The organism is Serratia plymuthica NBRC 102599 (genome assembly GCF_001590925.1).
In the GTDB taxonomy this organism is placed as follows: domain Bacteria; phylum Pseudomonadota; class Gammaproteobacteria; order Enterobacterales; family Enterobacteriaceae; genus Serratia; species Serratia plymuthica.
In genome coordinates, this window is the sequence record NZ_BCTU01000001.1 from 106,657 (window position 1) to 121,716 (window position 15,060).

Annotated in this window: 12 protein-coding genes; 5 read left to right on the plus strand and 7 right to left on the minus strand. The window is 58.1% G+C overall.

What is annotated here, in order from left to right:
• Positions 1-107: 107 nt before the first annotated feature.
• The gene (gene mtr / locus SPL01S_RS00440; RefSeq protein WP_062868054.1) at positions 108-1,352 is read right to left on the minus strand and encodes a tryptophan permease; all 1,245 of its coding nucleotides are present in this window, start codon (positions 1,350-1,352) and stop codon (positions 108-110) included.
• A gap of 283 nt (positions 1,353-1,635) precedes the next feature.
• On the opposite strand from mtr, the gene SPL01S_RS00445 reads away from it, so the two are divergent.
• Positions 1,636-1,890: a YkgJ family cysteine cluster protein gene (locus SPL01S_RS00445; protein WP_063196873.1), complete on the plus strand. Its 255-nt coding sequence runs from the start codon at positions 1,636-1,638 to the stop codon at positions 1,888-1,890.
• Here the strand turns inward: SPL01S_RS00445 and SPL01S_RS00450 are convergent.
• The 4 genes from SPL01S_RS00450 to SPL01S_RS00465 all read right to left on the minus strand — a co-directional run bounded on the left by SPL01S_RS00450 (position 1,887) and on the right by SPL01S_RS00465 (position 7,588).
• The gene (locus tag SPL01S_RS00450; protein WP_063197216.1) at positions 1,887-3,065 is read right to left on the minus strand and encodes a sugar efflux transporter; all 1,179 of its coding nucleotides are present in this window, start codon (positions 3,063-3,065) and stop codon (positions 1,887-1,889) included. The genes SPL01S_RS00445 and SPL01S_RS00450 overlap by 4 nt on opposite strands.
• Before the next feature lie 170 nt (positions 3,066-3,235).
• On the minus strand, positions 3,236-5,716 hold the full coding sequence (gene torA / locus SPL01S_RS00455; RefSeq protein ID WP_063196875.1) for a trimethylamine-N-oxide reductase TorA: 2,481 nt from the start codon (positions 5,714-5,716) through the stop codon (positions 3,236-3,238).
• 12 nt (positions 5,717-5,728) lie between these two features.
• A complete protein-coding gene (locus SPL01S_RS00460) occupies positions 5,729-6,889 on the minus strand; it encodes a NapC/NirT family cytochrome c (protein ID WP_004947044.1) in 1,161 nt (386 codons plus the stop codon).
• Between the two features lie 258 nt (positions 6,890-7,147).
• Complete coding sequence (locus SPL01S_RS00465; RefSeq protein ID WP_063196877.1) at positions 7,148-7,588, minus strand: nucleotide triphosphate diphosphatase NUDT15; 441 nt, start codon at positions 7,586-7,588, stop codon at positions 7,148-7,150.
• 247 nt (positions 7,589-7,835) lie between these two features.
• Here SPL01S_RS00465 and fruB point away from each other — a divergent pair, with 247 nt between their 5' ends.
• The 3 genes from fruB to fruA are packed head-to-tail and all read left to right on the plus strand — an operon-like array spanning position 7,836 to position 11,607.
• The gene (gene fruB, locus SPL01S_RS00470; protein ID WP_063196879.1) at positions 7,836-8,969 is read left to right on the plus strand and encodes a fused PTS fructose transporter subunit IIA/HPr protein; all 1,134 of its coding nucleotides are present in this window, start codon (positions 7,836-7,838) and stop codon (positions 8,967-8,969) included.
• Complete coding sequence (fruK, locus tag SPL01S_RS00475) at positions 8,966-9,907, plus strand: 1-phosphofructokinase (RefSeq protein WP_062792154.1); 942 nt, start codon at positions 8,966-8,968, stop codon at positions 9,905-9,907. The genes fruB and fruK overlap by 4 nt, the downstream gene beginning before the upstream one ends.
• Before the next feature lie 11 nt (positions 9,908-9,918).
• Positions 9,919-11,607 (plus strand): PTS fructose transporter subunit IIBC, encoded by a 1,689-nt coding sequence (gene fruA / locus SPL01S_RS00480; RefSeq protein WP_063196881.1) that lies wholly within the window; start codon positions 9,919-9,921, stop codon positions 11,605-11,607.
• A gap of 60 nt (positions 11,608-11,667) precedes the next feature.
• On the opposite strand, the gene nfo is transcribed toward fruA, so the two are convergent.
• Positions 11,668-12,507 (minus strand): deoxyribonuclease IV, encoded by an 840-nt coding sequence (gene nfo, locus SPL01S_RS00485; RefSeq protein ID WP_004947030.1) that lies wholly within the window; start codon positions 12,505-12,507, stop codon positions 11,668-11,670.
• A 108-nt stretch (positions 12,508-12,615) separates the two neighbouring features.
• On the minus strand, positions 12,616-13,695 hold the full coding sequence (locus SPL01S_RS00490) for a YeiH family protein (protein WP_063196883.1): 1,080 nt from the start codon (positions 13,693-13,695) through the stop codon (positions 12,616-12,618).
• 303 nt (positions 13,696-13,998) lie between these two features.
• Between SPL01S_RS00490 and yieE the strand changes: the two genes are divergently transcribed.
• Positions 13,999-14,871, plus strand: coding sequence for a DNA-binding transcriptional regulator YeiE (gene yieE / locus SPL01S_RS00495; protein WP_013813771.1), 873 nt, complete (start codon positions 13,999-14,001; stop codon positions 14,869-14,871).
• Positions 14,872-15,060 lie beyond the last annotated feature (189 nt).

Here is a 15,060-nt window from a genome sequence, read left to right on the forward strand (position 1 = left end):
GTATTTGGGAAGTTGCGACAAGTTACTCGCGCCGCCGATTTCAGGCAAGCAGATCGCGCAAAAACAGTGACGGAAAGGGGATGACGAATGCCATCCCCTGAGCGGATTTACTGAAATACCGGCAGCAGGCCGAGCAACGCCAGCAGATGGGCGGCGGCGTTGATCACCCCGAACAGAATGATGAACAGGATCATGCCGTGGCCACCAGGCGCGCGATACTGCGCCTGAGGGAAGCGGCGGCGGCTGGCGCGCGCCAACATCGCCGGCACGATCACCGCCCAGATGGTGGCCGCCAGCCCGGCGAAGCCGATGGCGTACAGGAAGCCGTTCGGGAACAGCAGGGCGGCCAGCGTTGGCGGCGCGAAAGTCACCAGCGCGGTTTTGCTGCGCCCGGTCGTGTCATCGCTGAATTTAAAGAAGTCCGCCAGATAATCGAACAGGCCCAGCGACACCCCGAGGAATGAACTGGCCAGCGCCATATAAGAGAAGGCGTTCAGCAATTGGCCAACGGCCTGGCTGCTGGAGACGTTGCCCATTTGTTTGAGCAGGCTGCCGATGTTGCCGCCTTCGGCAATCACCTGTTTGAAGGCGTCGCGGGCGATGTTGCCCTGAATCACATACTGCCACAGGATATAGATAGCCAGCGCCAGCAGCGTGCCGTACACCAGGCTGCGCACCACTGCACGGCTGTCTTTTTGGTAGTATTTCACCAACCCCGGCACGTTGCCGTGGTAGCCGAACGACGTCAGCAGATAGGGCAACGCCGCCAGTGCATAAGGCAGGTAGCTGGCCTGATCATCGCCGCGGTTGAACAGCACCGCCGGTTGTACGTGGGTGAACATATCGCCCACCGACATCACAAAGGTGATCACCATCCCGCCGATCAGAATGGTGCTCAGGCGATCGACGGCGCGGGTCGACAACCAGACGATAAACGCCACCAGGATGGCAAACACCAGCCCTGCGGTGGTTTGGCCGACACCGACGATGCCTTCCAGCGTGTGGGCGATGATCGAGCCGCCGGCGGAAATGTAGGCGTAGGTGAGGATGTACAGCACAAAGGTAATGGAAATGCCGTTAATGGCGTTCCAGCCTTTGCCCAGCAGATCTTTGACGATGGTATGGAAGCTGGCGCCGCTTGGGTAATGCAGTGTAGCTTCCAGGATCATCAGGCCGGAAACCAGCATGCAGGCCCAGGTATAAATCAACAGCGCCACGGAGCCGCTGAACCACACGCCAGAAGTGACGATGGGAATGGAGAACATGCCGGCGCCGACGGCGGTGCCTGCAATGATCATCGCGCCGCCGAGTACCGAAGGGCGGGCTAGCTTCTGGATGGTGTCCGTGGACATTTTTGCTCCTGAGTGGCCGCGTCGGCCGTGAGTTCTTTTGTACTAGCTCAATGGTACATGTGAGATTGGTGCATGTAAAGCCGCGAATACGCTTGTTTCATGCATTAATTGGCGTTAATTGGACAATTTATGGCGTATTTTTAACCTGTGCGCGAATGGCCGCTTTGTAGCTATGAAGGTAGGGTGTAAAGATTGGCGGGTAAAGCCGGATTATGCTGGCGGCGGATGAGCCGTGCTGATATTGTCGCGCTTCAATTCCGCCAGCCCACCGGGAGACTCGCTGATGGACTGTCGTGCCGACTGCGGCGCCTGTTGTATCGCGCCTTCAATATCCAGCCCTATCCCCGGAATGCCCAACGGCAAGCCCGCCAATACCCGCTGCATTCATCTGAGCGAGCAACTGCGCTGCGGCCTGTTCCACTCGCCGATGCGGCCCAAAGTGTGCGGCAGCCTGCAGGCCAGCCGCGAGATGTGTCATGACCACCGCGACCAGGCATTGATCTACCTGATCAAGCTGGAAGCGGATACTGCACCTTAAGCGTCTTTAAGCTTCCACAGGCACAGTACCGCGCCGACAACCATCGCCAGCGCGGAATAAAACACCGCGTGATAGCTCCAGATCTCCGCCACCACGCCGGCGACAGAACCGGCAATAATCCAGCCCACGCGCGTGGTGTTGGTAAACAAGGTGGTGGCTGCACCCGCCTGTCCGGGCATCAAATCCTGGAAATAGAGCATGCCGATCCCCGCCAGCACGCCGATAAACGCCGCGTTAAGCAGTTGCAGGGCGATCAGTTGCCAGGTGCCGGTGATAAACAACAGCCCAAAATAAAACAGCAGGCCCGCCACCACCGCACAGCGCATCAACATACGTTTGCCGAAGCGTTTGGCCACCATGCCGGCAATCAGCATGGTCGGTATCTCCAGCCCGGCCGCCGTGCCCATCAGTATCCCGGCCAGCTTTTCCGACAGTTGCAGTTCGTGCACCATATACAGCGGCATATTAATCAAATACATGCCATTTGCGGTCCACATAAAGGTACAGGCCATAAACAACAGCAGCGTATCGCGGCGGTTCTGGCGTGGCGCCTCCAGCGTGGCACGGGTTGTCACCTGCGTTTTACGCATTGATGGCAGCATTTTCCACACCAGCGCGCCGCACAGGATAAATGCCGCCGCCGCCGCCAGATACATCACCTTAAAGCCAAAGCCCAATGCCAGCGCGAAGGCGATAGGCGGGCCTATTACCCAGGCGAGGGAAACCTGCGCACGCAAAATTGAGCTGAACATTACCGCCTCGCGGCCGGTGCGATCGGCGTGTTCGCGCGCCAGGGCAAACATCTGTGGGTTGGCGGTAGAGCCGAAACTGGTCAGCATCACGCCCACGATCAGCAGCAGGTAATAATTACGGTTCCAGGCGAACAGCACGCAGCCCAGCGCGCCCAGCATGCAGCAGAGGAAAATCAGCGACTTGCGGTCGCCTTTTTGATCCGAGCGGCGGGCGAGAAACTGGCTGACCAGAATGCCGATGACGGCGCTGCCGGTGAAAAACAGGCCCACCATCGAAGGACGTACCTGCACTTCCGTCGCCAGAAACAGGCTGAGCGTGGGGGTCTGTAAGGCACCGGCAATCCCGGTGAGAAAAGCCACGACGAGAAAGGCCAGCGAAGTGAGATCGGGCGAGCGTCGCGTTACCGCAGTCGATGTAGGCATAGAGGTCAGTAAAGGGTCGGAATGATAAGGAGGTCGGGTGAATAATACGCCCATTTATCAAGAAAGAACAAAAAAACAAAAAGCGGTTTCATTTTTCCTGGCAGTAAAAAACGTTTATTTGGATAAGGCTAAGTAAAAAGGGCGACGTTGCCGCCGCCCTGTCTGGCAGTTTACGCGCCTACAGGCACGGCGTGTGCGGTGTTTTTCAGCACCGGGCCCTGATACTTCTCAATCTGCAACTGAGCCATCTGTCCGCAATTGCCTTGTGCCAGGCTGGAGGAACCCACGTCGAAGGTCAGGCAGTTGACGTTGCCGTTCTTGCACAGCGACCCCGGTTGGGAAGGATCGGCCGGATCGAACCAGGCGCCTTCGCTGATGCGCACCACGCCGGGGCGCACGTCTTCGCTGACCACCGCACCGACCAGGATCTGGCCGCGATCGTTAAACGCCCGCACCAAATCGCCATTGGCGATACCACGCAGTTGGGCATCCTGAGGGTGGATCACAATCGCTTCCCGATCCGCTACCGCATATTTTTTACGCAGCGGCGTGTTGTCGAGTTGCGAATGGAGCCGGTTGATCGGGTGCGCTGTGTTCAGCGACAGCGGGTACTTCACCGCTTCCGGCCCGCGATACCATTCGTGAGGCGGCATCCAGGTCGGGATGCCCGGGCAGTCCTGATACTTCATTTTGGCGATGGCGTCGGAGTAGATCTCGATTTTGCCGGACGGTGTGCCCAGCGGATTCAGCAGCGGATTTTCGCGGTAGTCGGCGAAGCGCACCCATTGGGTATTGGCCTCGGGCACCGGGAAACGCACATAGTTGTTGGATTGCCAGAACATGTCGAACGGCGGCAGAGCTACCCGGGCAGCGCGCGCCTGGGTTTTCATGTCGTCGTACATGCCTTTGAGCCACTGGGTTTCATCTTTGCCTTCGGTAAAGGCATCCTGAACCCCCAGCCTGGCGGCCATCGCTGCGAAGATATCGAAATCGCTGCGCGACTCATGCTGCGGCGGCACGCACTGGTGCATCGGGAACACGTACAGCTGCGAATAATCGCCGCCCATTTCCAGATCGTTGCGCTCGTAGCTGGTGGTGGCCGGCAATACGATATCGGCGTGCTTGGCGGTGGCGGTCCAGTAGGGTTCGTTCACCACGATAGTGTCCGGCCGTTGCCAGGCTTTGACCAGGTTATTGGTGTCCTGATGCTGGTGGAAGGTGTTGCCGCCCGCCACGTACACCATTTTCACCTCAGGGTAGGTAACCTGCGCGCCATTGAAGTTAATGGTCTTGCCGGGGTTGGCCAGGCATTCGGCAATGCGTGCCACCGGGATCGGCGACGGGGAGTTCTTCGGAGAATTGCCGGCGGAAATACCGGCAATAATGCCGCCTTTCGCCGTCGGGCTGCCGCCGGAGGAATAATGATAGCTGAAACCGAAGCCGCCGCCCGGCAGGCCAACCTGGCCGAGCATGGCCGCTACCGTGACCAACAGCCAATGTTGCTGTTCGCCATGATGCTGACGCTGAATGCCCCAGCCGCCCATGATCATGGTGCGGTTTTTCGCCATGTCGCGCGCCAGTTGGCGCAGCACTGCGGCATCTACGCCGCAAATGTCCGCAGCCCATTCGGCGGTTTTCGGCATGCCGTCGTGTTCGCCCAGCAGATAGGCCTGGAACTTGTCAAAACCGACGGTGTAGGTTTTCAGGAAGTCTGGGTTATGCAGTTTCTCGGTCAGCAACGTATGGGCGATGCCGATCAGCATGGCGCCGTCCGTATAAGGGCGCGGAGCAATCCACTGCGCGCCGACAAATTTGGCGCTGTCGTTGTGCACCGGATCGATGCTGATGACGCGGGTGCCTTTTTTCTTCAACGCCTCAAAACCGGTCTGGCCGTAGTGATCCGGCACGTTCCAGCTGTTTTTCAGCGTGATCATCGGGTTACAGCCCCACATCACCACCAGTTGGCTGTTTTCAATCACGTTGGGCCAGGCGGTTTGCTGCTCGTAAACCTCCATCGAACCCACTACGTGCGACATGATCACCTGCGCCGCACCGGTAGAATAGTCACCGGCATAGCCGAGGAAACCGCCGGTCAGGTTCATCAGGCGTTGCAGCAGCGTGCGGCTGTTGTGCAACATACCGACGCTCTTCCAGCCATAGGAACCGGCGTAGATGGACTGCGGGCCGTGATCTTTTTGCAAACGGGTGATCTCGTTGCAAACCAGCTCAATCGCTTTGTCCCAGCTGACGCGCACCCATTCGTCGCGCCCGCGCAGTTCAGTGCGGCTGCCGGGGCCGCCTTCCAGCCAGCTTTTACGCACCATCGGGTATTTGACGCGGTTTTCGGCATGCACCTGGAAGGGCGCCATGGTGATCAACTCGTTCGGATAAGGATCGTCTTTCACCGGCTGTACGCCGACCATTTTGCCGTCTTGCACTATGGCTTCGAAAGCGCCCCAGTGCGCGCCGGTCAGAATGCCTTTTTGCGCCTGGCGCAGTACCACAAACTGCGGTAATGCCTGGCTGATGGCTTGCGCCAGCGCAGATTTAGGCCACAGGCCCGCCAGCAGCGGTGCGGCGGCCAGCGCGGTGGCGCCGGTCAGGAAGCGGCGGCGGCTCATTGTTAACGGATGTTGTTGATATTTGCTCATTGCGCTTTTCCCTTAAAGCTTGGCTGGTGCGGCAGGTGCCATGTCGCTGGCGTGTTTCTGCACGTACTGTGTCAGAACGCGCAGCTGTTCCTGCGTCAGCGAGGTGCGTGGAGCCATGCCTTTAATCACGCCGATCCACTGGTTGGCGTTGAAGCGATCGAGGGCGGTCAGGCCGTGACAGCCGGTACAGTTGGCCGACATCATATCCGCCGCGTAGCGCCAGATTTTTTGCTGATCGTCGATCAGTTGCTTACGTGGCAGCCAGACCTGCAGTGAAACCTGATGCCATACCAGGCCGGTTTCGGCGTCTGTCAGAGTATTGCCGGTTTTCAATAATTTACGGGCGTCTTCACCCAACAGCACGCTGAGGATACGTTTGCCCTGCGCGGCATAAAACACTTCGCTCACGCCGTCCTGTTGCCAACCTGAGACGTTGGCCAGCACTTTGTCGCCGTCTTGTTTCACCACCTGAACTTCGGTGGAAGGCATCAGGTTACCGGCATTGTGGCTGTCGTCCGGCTGCAGGAAGAACGGCTCGGTGGCGATGGTGTACAGTGTGGTGGCGGTAGGTGAGGTTTCCGCCGCCGCCTTCGCCAGTTCGGCGGCGCCGGCCTGAGTTTCACCGCTCATGTCCGGCAGGATATGCGCCACGCCTTTATGACAGTCGATGCAGGTTTCGCCCTGTTTGATGGCGACCGGGTGCTGAATGCGCGCTTCAGGCCGTTGGGCGGTGATGTCCATGGCGTCGAAACTGTGGCACGAGCGGCAGGTGGCGGAGTCGTTTTCTTTCAACGTTTTCCACACCGACTGGGCCATCGCCAGCTTGTGCGCCTCGTATTTTTCCGGCGTGTCGATGGTGCCGACCATTTCGCCGTAAATGTCTTTTACCGCGCGGATTTTGGTCCACAGGTAATCGAGCGGTTCATGCGGGACGTGGCAGTCGGCGCATTCGGCGCGGATGCCTTTGGTGTTCTGGAAGTGAACGCTGCCCTGATATTCAGCCAAAGGCTGTTGCATGGTGTGGCAGGAAACGCAGAAGGTGGTGTCGCTGGTTTTATGGAACACGGTGGCGGTGCCCGCCAATAGCGCCGCGCCGAGGATAATGCCGAGCAGCAGTAGCCACAGCCATCCCCACCGGCGCTTTGTTGCCCAGCCCGTTAGTTTTTTGTTCATATTGAACCCACTTATAATTATGAAATACCAAGGAAAACTTTTCCCTAAAAGGTGTTGGCCAAAGGCCAATTAACCAGATTAAGTATAAGGTTTATCGGTAAAAACATCTAACCCTATAGGGTTATTTTTAGTGGAAAAAAGGCCATTCGGGGAATATTTTAGCGTTATATTTTGTATTACATAGCGCGTTTTTACAGGGGATTATGACCTTGCAAGCGCCATCACGGACAGGGTATGAAAACCCTGAATGGGAAATGGTTATTTTGTCGGCAATAATGAGGCTGTCGGTAAATAGCATTGGCCGGTCAGCCACAGATGGATGGCGTTGCGGCTGGCTTCAAAATGCGGCTCCGGCAGCGCCTCAGGTAAACACCAGCGCCATTCCGAGCATTTATCCGGTTCTTTCAGTTGCGCCTCACCGCCAGGATGTTGCGTCACCATACATACCGATACCGTATGCTTTCCTTCGGCACGCCAGGTCTGCAGATTGTTACTGATGCCGATCAGGCTCGGCGGGGCGATGATCAACCCGGTTTCTTCGGCGATCTCACGCTGCGCGCACTGTTCAAACGTCTCGCCGGCATCCAGATGTCCACCGGGAATTGACCAGAAAGGGGCGTGTTTACCGCAGCGTTTTCCCAGCAAGATCTCTCCCTGCGCATTAACGATGATTACGCCTACGCCCGCGACTACAGTCATGCTTCTCTCCGTCAGCAAAGTTTCAGCACAGTATGTCACTTTTGCGCCGTAGCGGATAACCCATAGGCCAAAGTGTGCGTAAGGTCAAAAATTTATCACATCAAAATTGAGAAAACTTGCTTTCAGTCTGGGCTACTCACACACTGATTGAAACGTTTCAGCGTTATTGCCGCAATGACTTCGTGTCGATAACGCTCCTTTTTCTCAATAAAGCTGAAACGATTCAATTCAGCAGGAGAGGAGAATCATGTTCCAGTTATCACAACAAGACATCCACCTGGGCGCTGCCGCCGGCAGCAAACAGGACGCTATCCGCCAGGTGGCCGCCGGGCTAACCGAGGCCGGCTGCGTCAGCGCCGCCTATGTAGACGGCATGCTGCAGCGTGAGCTGCAAACCTCAACCTACCTGGGCAACGGCATTGCCATTCCGCACGGCACTACCGATACCCGAGATCTGGTGCTGAATACCGGCGTGCAGGTCTTCCAGTTCCCTCAGGGCATCGAGTGGGGTGAAGGTCAAACCGCGTATGTGGTGATCGGCATTGCCGCCCGTTCCGATGAACACCTGGCGCTGCTGCGTCAGCTGACGCACGTCCTGAGCGACGACAGCGTGGCCGAACAGATGGCGAAAACCACCTCATCCGAAGAGCTGCGCAGCTTGCTGATGGGCGAAAAGCAGACGGCTGAATTCCAGTTCGACGCTTCGCTGATCGCACTCGACGTAGCCGCAGATAACCTAATGACGTTGCAAGCGCTGAACGCGGGCCGTCTGCAGAAAATCGGCGCGGTCAACGCACAGTTCGTCAGCGACGTCATTACCCGTCGGCCGTTGAATCTCGGGCAGGGCATCTGGCTGAGCGACAGCACCGAAGGCAATCTGACCAGCGCGGCGACCCTGAGCCGCCCGGCGCAGGCGTTTGACGAAAACGGCGAGCAAGTGGCGCTGTTGCTGACGCTGTCCGTAGCCGACCAGCAACCGCTGGCGGTGCTGAATTACCTGGGTGACCTGCTGCTGGCGAACAAGGCTGAACGCCTGCTGAACGCCGATGCCGCCACCCTGTTGGCATTGCTGACCAGCGAAGTGGAAGAAGAAAGCACCATGCTGAGCGCTGAGTATGTGATCCGCAACGAACACGGCCTGCATGCCCGTCCCGGCACCGCGCTGGTTAACGTGATCAAGCAGTTCAACAGTGAAATTACCGTCACTAACCTGGATGGCAGTGGCAAACCGGCCAACGGACGCAGCCTGATGAAGGTCGTGGCGTTGGGCGTTAAAAAAGGACATCACCTGCGCTTTACCGCCAAGGGTGAAGATGCTGAAGCGGCGCTGAAAGCGATCGGTGAAGCCATTAACGAAGGACTGGGCGAGGGCGCAGCATGACCAGAAGAGTAGCCACCATAACCCTGAATCCGGCTTACGATTTGGTGGGCTTTTGCCCGGAGATCGAGCGCGGGGAAGTGAACCTGGTGAAAACCGCTGGCCTGCATGCCGCCGGCAAAGGCATTAACGTTGCCAAGGTTCTGAAAGATCTGGGCATTGATGTCACTGTGGGCGGTTTCCTGGGGAAAGACAATCAGGATGGCTTCCAGTTGCTGTTCAGCGATCTGGGCATCGCCAACCGCTTCCAGGTGGTACCGGGCCGTACCCGCATCAACGTCAAGTTGACGGAAAAAGACGGTGAAGTGACGGATTTCAACTTCTCCGGTTTTGAGGTGACATCGCAGGATTGGGATCGTTTCGTGACCGATTCTCTGAGCTGGCTGGGCCAGTTCGACATGGTTGCGGTGAGCGGCAGCCTGCCGGCCGGCGTTGATCCCGATGCCTTTACCGACTGGATGGTCCGCCTGCGTGCACAATGCCCGTGCATCATTTTCGACAGCAGCCGCGAAGCGCTGGTCGCCGGATTGAAAGCGGCGCCATGGCTGGTGAAACCGAACCGCCGCGAGCTGGAAATCTGGGCCGGTCGTCCGTTGCCGCAGTTGGAGGACGTGGTTGAAGCCGCGCATGCGCTGCGCGATCAGGGCATTGCCCACGTAGTGATTTCTCTCGGCGCCGAAGGTGCGCTGTGGGTTAACGCTTCCGGCGCCTGGATTGCCAAGCCGCCGGCCTGCGAAGTCGTCAGCACCGTGGGCGCCGGCGATTCGATGGTTGGCGGCCTGATTTATGGCCTGCTGATGCGCGAATCCAGTGAACACACTCTGCGTTTGGCCACCGCCGTGGCTGCGCTGGCGGTAAGCCAGAGCAACGTTGGCGTGACCGATCGTCCACAGTTGGCCGCGATGATGGCGCGCGTCGATCTGAAACCTTTTAACCAATAGCAGGAGGCGTAATGAAAACGCTGCTGATGATAGACAATTCGTTGGGGCAGGCCCGTGGCCACCTGGCGAAACGCATGCTCGGCGCTGCTGCGGCGAAAACCGGCCTGACGCTGGTTGAGTCGCCTGCCGAGGCCGAACTGGTGGTAGTGGCGGGGCAGACAGTGCCTGCTGACGCTGCTCTGAACGGTAAACGGGTTTATGTGGGCGATGTGGAGTTGGCGGTACGCGAACCGGAAGCCTTCCTCGCACTGGCCAAAGCCGAGGCGAAAGCCTGGCAGGCGCCGGCTGCGGTTGCCGTGCCGGCAAAAGCGGCGGGTCAAAAACGCATTGTGGCGATCACCGCTTGCCCAACTGGCGTGGCGCATACCTTTATGGCAGCCGAAGCCATTGAAAGCGAAGCTAAAAAACGCGGCTGGTGGGTGAAAGTGGAAACCCGCGGCTCCGTGGGCGCCGGTAATGCCATTACGCCTGAAGAAGTGGCGGCGGCGGATCTGGTGATCGTGGCAGCTGACATTGAAGTGGATCTGGACAAGTTCGCCGGCAAGCCGATGTACCGCACCTCTACCGGTCTGGCGCTGAAGAAAACCGCGCAGGAACTGGACAAGGCGCAGGCCGAAGCCGAGATTTTCCAACCGCATAAAAGCGGCGGCTCGGCCACAGCCGGCAAGAAAAAAGAGAGCGCAGGGCCGTATCGTCACCTGTTGACCGGCGTGTCGTATATGCTGCCGATGGTGGTGGCGGGCGGTTTGTGTATCGCGCTGTCGTTCGTGTTCGGTATCAAGGCGTTTGAAGTCAAAGGCACGTTAGCCGCGGCACTGATGCAGATTGGCGGCGGTTCAGCCTTCGCGCTGATGGTGCCGGTGTTGGCCGGTTTTATCGCTTTCTCCATCGCTGACCGTCCGGGCCTGACGCCGGGTCTGATCGGCGGCATGCTGGCGGTGAGCACCGGTGCCGGTTTCCTCGGCGGTATCATTGCCGGTTTCCTGGCGGGTTACGTTGCCAAATTTATCAGCACCAAGCTGCGTTTGCCGCAGAGTATGGAAGCGCTGAAGCCGATTTTGATCATTCCGCTGGTCGCCAGCCTGGTCGTCGGTCTGATCATGATTTACATCGTCGGTACGCCGGTGGCGAAAATCATGGAAGGTCTGACTCACTGGCTGCAATCGCTGGGTACCGCCAACGCGGTGCTGCTGGGTGCGATCCTCGGTGCCATGATGTGTACCGATATGGGTGGCCCGGTTAACAAAGCGGCTTACGCCTTCGGCGTGGCGCTGCTGAGTTCTTCGGTATACGCCCCAATGGCTGCCATTATGGCTGCCGGTATGGTGCCACCGTTGGCGATGGGATTGGCGACGCTGCTGGCGCGTCGTAAGTTCGAGAAATCCGAGCAGGAAGGCGGTAAAGCGGCGTTGGTATTGGGCCTGTGCTTTATCTCTGAAGGCGCGATCCCGTTCGCTGCCCGTGACCCGATGCGTGTGTTGCCATGCTGCATCGCCGGCGGCGCGCTGACCGGTGCGCTGTCGATGGCCTTCGGCGCCAAGTTGATGGCTCCGCACGGTGGTCTGTTCGTGCTGCTGATCCCAGGTGCTATCACGCCGGTGTTGCTGTATCTGGTGGCGATTATCGCCGGTACGCTGTTGGCGGGCGTGTCTTATGCGTTGCTGAAACGCGCTGACGTCCCTGCGGCTACCGCTGCTTAACGTTATCGCAGTCAATAAAAAAACCGGAGCATCAGGCTCCGGTTTTTGCGTTTTTGGGGCTTATTGTTGCGCTTTCAGCCAGGCGATTTCTTCCGCCCAGATATCCGGGTTCACGGTTTCGAGAATCAGGGGGATATTGTCGAAACGCGAGTCGCTCATGATGTAACTGAATACCGTTTTGCCGATATTGCCTTCACCCAGGCTGTGATGGCGATCGACGCGGCTGCCGAACTCGCTCTTGGCGTCGTTCAGATGCATGCCGCGCAGGTAATTGAAGCCCACCACGTCACCCAGCGCTTTAAAGGTCTGCTCGCAGGTTTCTTCGGTACGCAGATCGTAACCGGCGGCAAAGGCATGGCAGGTATCGATACACACGCCGACGCGGCTTTTGTCTTCCACGCCGTCAATGATCGCCGCCAGGTGTTCGAACCTGAAGCCCAGATTGCTGCCCTGGCCGGCGGTGTTTTCAATCACTGCCGTCACGCCGACGGTTTTATCCAGCACGATGTTGATGGATTCAGCAATGCGCGCCAGGCATTTGTCTTCATCAATCTGCATCAGGTGGCTGCCGGGGTGGAAGTTCAACAGCGTCAGCCCGAGTTGTTCGCAGCGCTGCATTTCATCCAGAAACGCCTCGCGAGATTTTTCCAACGCTTCGGTCACCGGGTGGCCGAGATTAATCAGATAGCTGTCGTGCGGCAGGATTTGCCCTGGACCGTAACCGTACTGTGCGCAGGCGCTTTTGAATTTATCAATCACCTCTGCCGGCAGTGGTGCGGCCTTCCATTGACGCTGATTTTTGGTGAACAGGGCGAACGCGGTCGCCTCTAATTCGTGCGCGCGGATAACCGCCTGATCCACGCCGCCTGACGCGCTGACATGTGCACCGACAAACTTCATTTTCATTCTCCTGTGTAATCGGCGTCATTATGGCATTGATAACGGCAGGATTGAATGGCGACAAAAAAGCCCGCGATAAATCGCGGGCCAGAGAAAGCTCAAGGCTCATCAGAAGAAATGTTGCACCAGCAAGTTCATCGCGCCGCCGCCGACAATCAGCCAGATAAACAGCAGGGTGGCCAGCAGAATGGGTTTGACGCCTGCCTCACGCACCGCGCTGATGTGGGTGGTCAACCCCAGCGCCGCCATCGCCATCGCCAGCATCCAGGTGTCGGCGGTAATCAGGTGTTTCACCCAGGTAGCCGGGATCAGGTTGAACGAATTCAGCCCGGCGACGGCGATAAACAGCACCGCGAACCACGGAATGGTGATGGCGGATTTGTCCGCCTTGCTCCCGGCATCGCGGCTGCGGCTGATATAACCGGAAAGCAGCAACAAGAACGGTGCCAGCATCATCACGCGGATCATTTTGGCGATCACTGCGGCGTTTTCGGCATCCGGCCCGACGGCATGACCGGCGGCGACAACCTGCGCCACTTCGTGGATGGTTGAACCGGCATAGATGCCAAAGGTTTCCTGGCTCAGCGGCAGCCACTGATAATGCTCATTCAACTGGAACAGCCACGGGTAGGCGAAGATTGCCAGCGTACCGAACACCACCACGGTGCTCACCGCGACCGCCACCTTGCTGGAATCGGCCTTCAGCACCGGTTCGGTCGCCATCACCGCCGCTGCGCCGCAGATGCTGCTGCCGGCGCCGATCAACATCGCCGTCTGGCTGTCGATGCCGAACACTTTTTTACCCAGCCAGCAGGCCAGCAGGAAGGTGGTGCTCAGCGTCAGCGCATCGATGATGATGCCGGTAGCGCCGACGTCGGCAATTTGCTGAAACGTCAGGCGGAAGCCGTAAAGAATGATGCCCAACCGCAACAGACGCTGTTTGGCGAGTTGAACGCCGCTGTGGCAACTCGGTTGCAGCCAGGGATACAGCGTATTGCCCACCAGAATGCCGAACAGGATCGCCAGCGTCAGCGCACCCAGCCCCAGACCGGCAACCCACGGGATATCGCCTGCCCAGATGGCCAGTGCGGTGAGCGCGCCGGCCAGCAATAACCCCGGCGCCAGCCGAGGTAAACCGAGCAGGGGAAAGTGTCGTGATGGAAAAGCAGGTGTGGTATCGGTCGCCATGAGTCAGCCCTTTTAATCGAATTCCTTGAACACAAGACTACGTTTTGGCGGCATAAAAGAGAAATTGATTATATATTTATAACCTATCTGAATAAGTGGTAATTCTCTTCCTCTTTCAGACTGCAACCTGAACGTTATTGAGGAGAGAAAATCGTGGGTGAGGTGCGGTCGTCATACCGATTTCTGCAAACGTGGTAATCTTAATGAATAGATACCCTGTGCGTCGTTGCCGGACAGCGGCGCAGATTTAGCATTAATTTCAGTGGTTTTACGATCAGGCCACTTTTCAATACCGAGATGGTTATGCATATCACCTTACGTCAACTGGAAGTCTTTACCGAAGTGCTGAAAAGCGGTTCGACCACGCAGGCCTCGGTAGTCCTGGCGTTATCACAATCGGCGGTCAGTGCCGCGCTGGCTGACCTGGAAGGGCAGTTGAGCGTGCAACTGTTCGATCGCGTCGGCAAGCGTCTGGTTATCAATGAGCATGGCAGGTTGCTGTACCCGAAGGCGCTGGCGCTGCTGGAGCAGGCGGGGGAGATTGAACAGCTGTTCCGCCATGACGGTGGCGCTTTGCGTATCGCCGCCAGCAGCACCATCGGCAACTATATGCTGCCGGAAATGATCGCCCGTTACCGCCACGATTTCCCGGCTACGCCGCTGGAGCTGAACGTCGGCAACAGCCAGGACGTGATCGGGGCGGTAGCGGATTTTCGCGTCGATTTGGGGTTGATCGAGGGGCCTTGCCATATGCCCGAGCTGGTGACTCAGCCGTGGCTGGAGGATGAACTGGTGGTGTTTGCCGCGCCGGAAAGCCCGCTGGCCCGGCAGCCTCTGACGCTGGAGCTGCTGGCCAATGCCCCCTGGATCCTGCGTGAGCGCGGGTCGGGCACGCGAGAGGTGCTGGATCACCTGTTGCTGGCGCATCTGCCGCACTTCCAACTGGTGATGGAGTTGGGCAACTCGGAGGCGATCAAACACGCGGTGCGCCATGGCATCGGCATCAGTTGCCTGTCGCGGCGGGTGATTGAAGAACAGCTGGCGAGCGGCGTGCTGGTGGAGCTGAAAATCCCGCTACCGCCGTTGATGCGCACCCTGTATCTGATCCACCATCGGCAAAAACACATCTCCAACGCCCTGCAGCGCTTCCTCAGTTACTGCACGTTGCCGGCCTGAGGCGGTGAACTGCGCCAATAACGCCCCCATGTGGGGAAATGAAGCATAAAAACCTGCACCCTGTCACATTAATGACAGTAAGTAAGGAAAAATGGGCTGCCGCTAATAATTAGCGCTGAGTTATGAAGCTATCTTATATCAGCGCAATGTTACTAGTTCGCCGGTGGGTATTTGTTACAATCCGCCCTC

Coding starts and splice junctions, on each gene's coding strand:
- mtr (WP_062868054.1), bottom strand. CDS start 1,352: ATGTCCACGGACACCATCCAGAAGCTAGCCCGCCCTTCGGTACTCGGC.
- SPL01S_RS00445 (WP_063196873.1), top strand. CDS start 1,636: ATGGACTGTCGTGCCGACTGCGGCGCCTGTTGTATCGCGCCTTCAATA.
- SPL01S_RS00450 (WP_063197216.1), bottom strand. CDS start 3,065: ATGCCTACATCGACTGCGGTAACGCGACGCTCGCCCGATCTCACTTCG.
- torA (WP_063196875.1), bottom strand. CDS start 5,716: ATGAGCAAATATCAACAACATCCGTTAACAATGAGCCGCCGCCGCTTC.
- SPL01S_RS00460 (WP_004947044.1), bottom strand. CDS start 6,889: ATGAACAAAAAACTAACGGGCTGGGCAACAAAGCGCCGGTGGGGATGG.
- SPL01S_RS00465 (WP_063196877.1), bottom strand. CDS start 7,588: ATGACTGTAGTCGCGGGCGTAGGCGTAATCATCGTTAATGCGCAGGGA.
- fruB (WP_063196879.1), top strand. CDS start 7,836: ATGTTCCAGTTATCACAACAAGACATCCACCTGGGCGCTGCCGCCGGC.
- fruK (WP_062792154.1), top strand. CDS start 8,966: ATGACCAGAAGAGTAGCCACCATAACCCTGAATCCGGCTTACGATTTG.
- fruA (WP_063196881.1), top strand. CDS start 9,919: ATGAAAACGCTGCTGATGATAGACAATTCGTTGGGGCAGGCCCGTGGC.
- nfo (WP_004947030.1), bottom strand. CDS start 12,507: ATGAAGTTTGTCGGTGCACATGTCAGCGCGTCAGGCGGCGTGGATCAG.
- SPL01S_RS00490 (WP_063196883.1), bottom strand. CDS start 13,695: ATGGCGACCGATACCACACCTGCTTTTCCATCACGACACTTTCCCCTG.
- yieE (WP_013813771.1), top strand. CDS start 13,999: ATGCATATCACCTTACGTCAACTGGAAGTCTTTACCGAAGTGCTGAAA.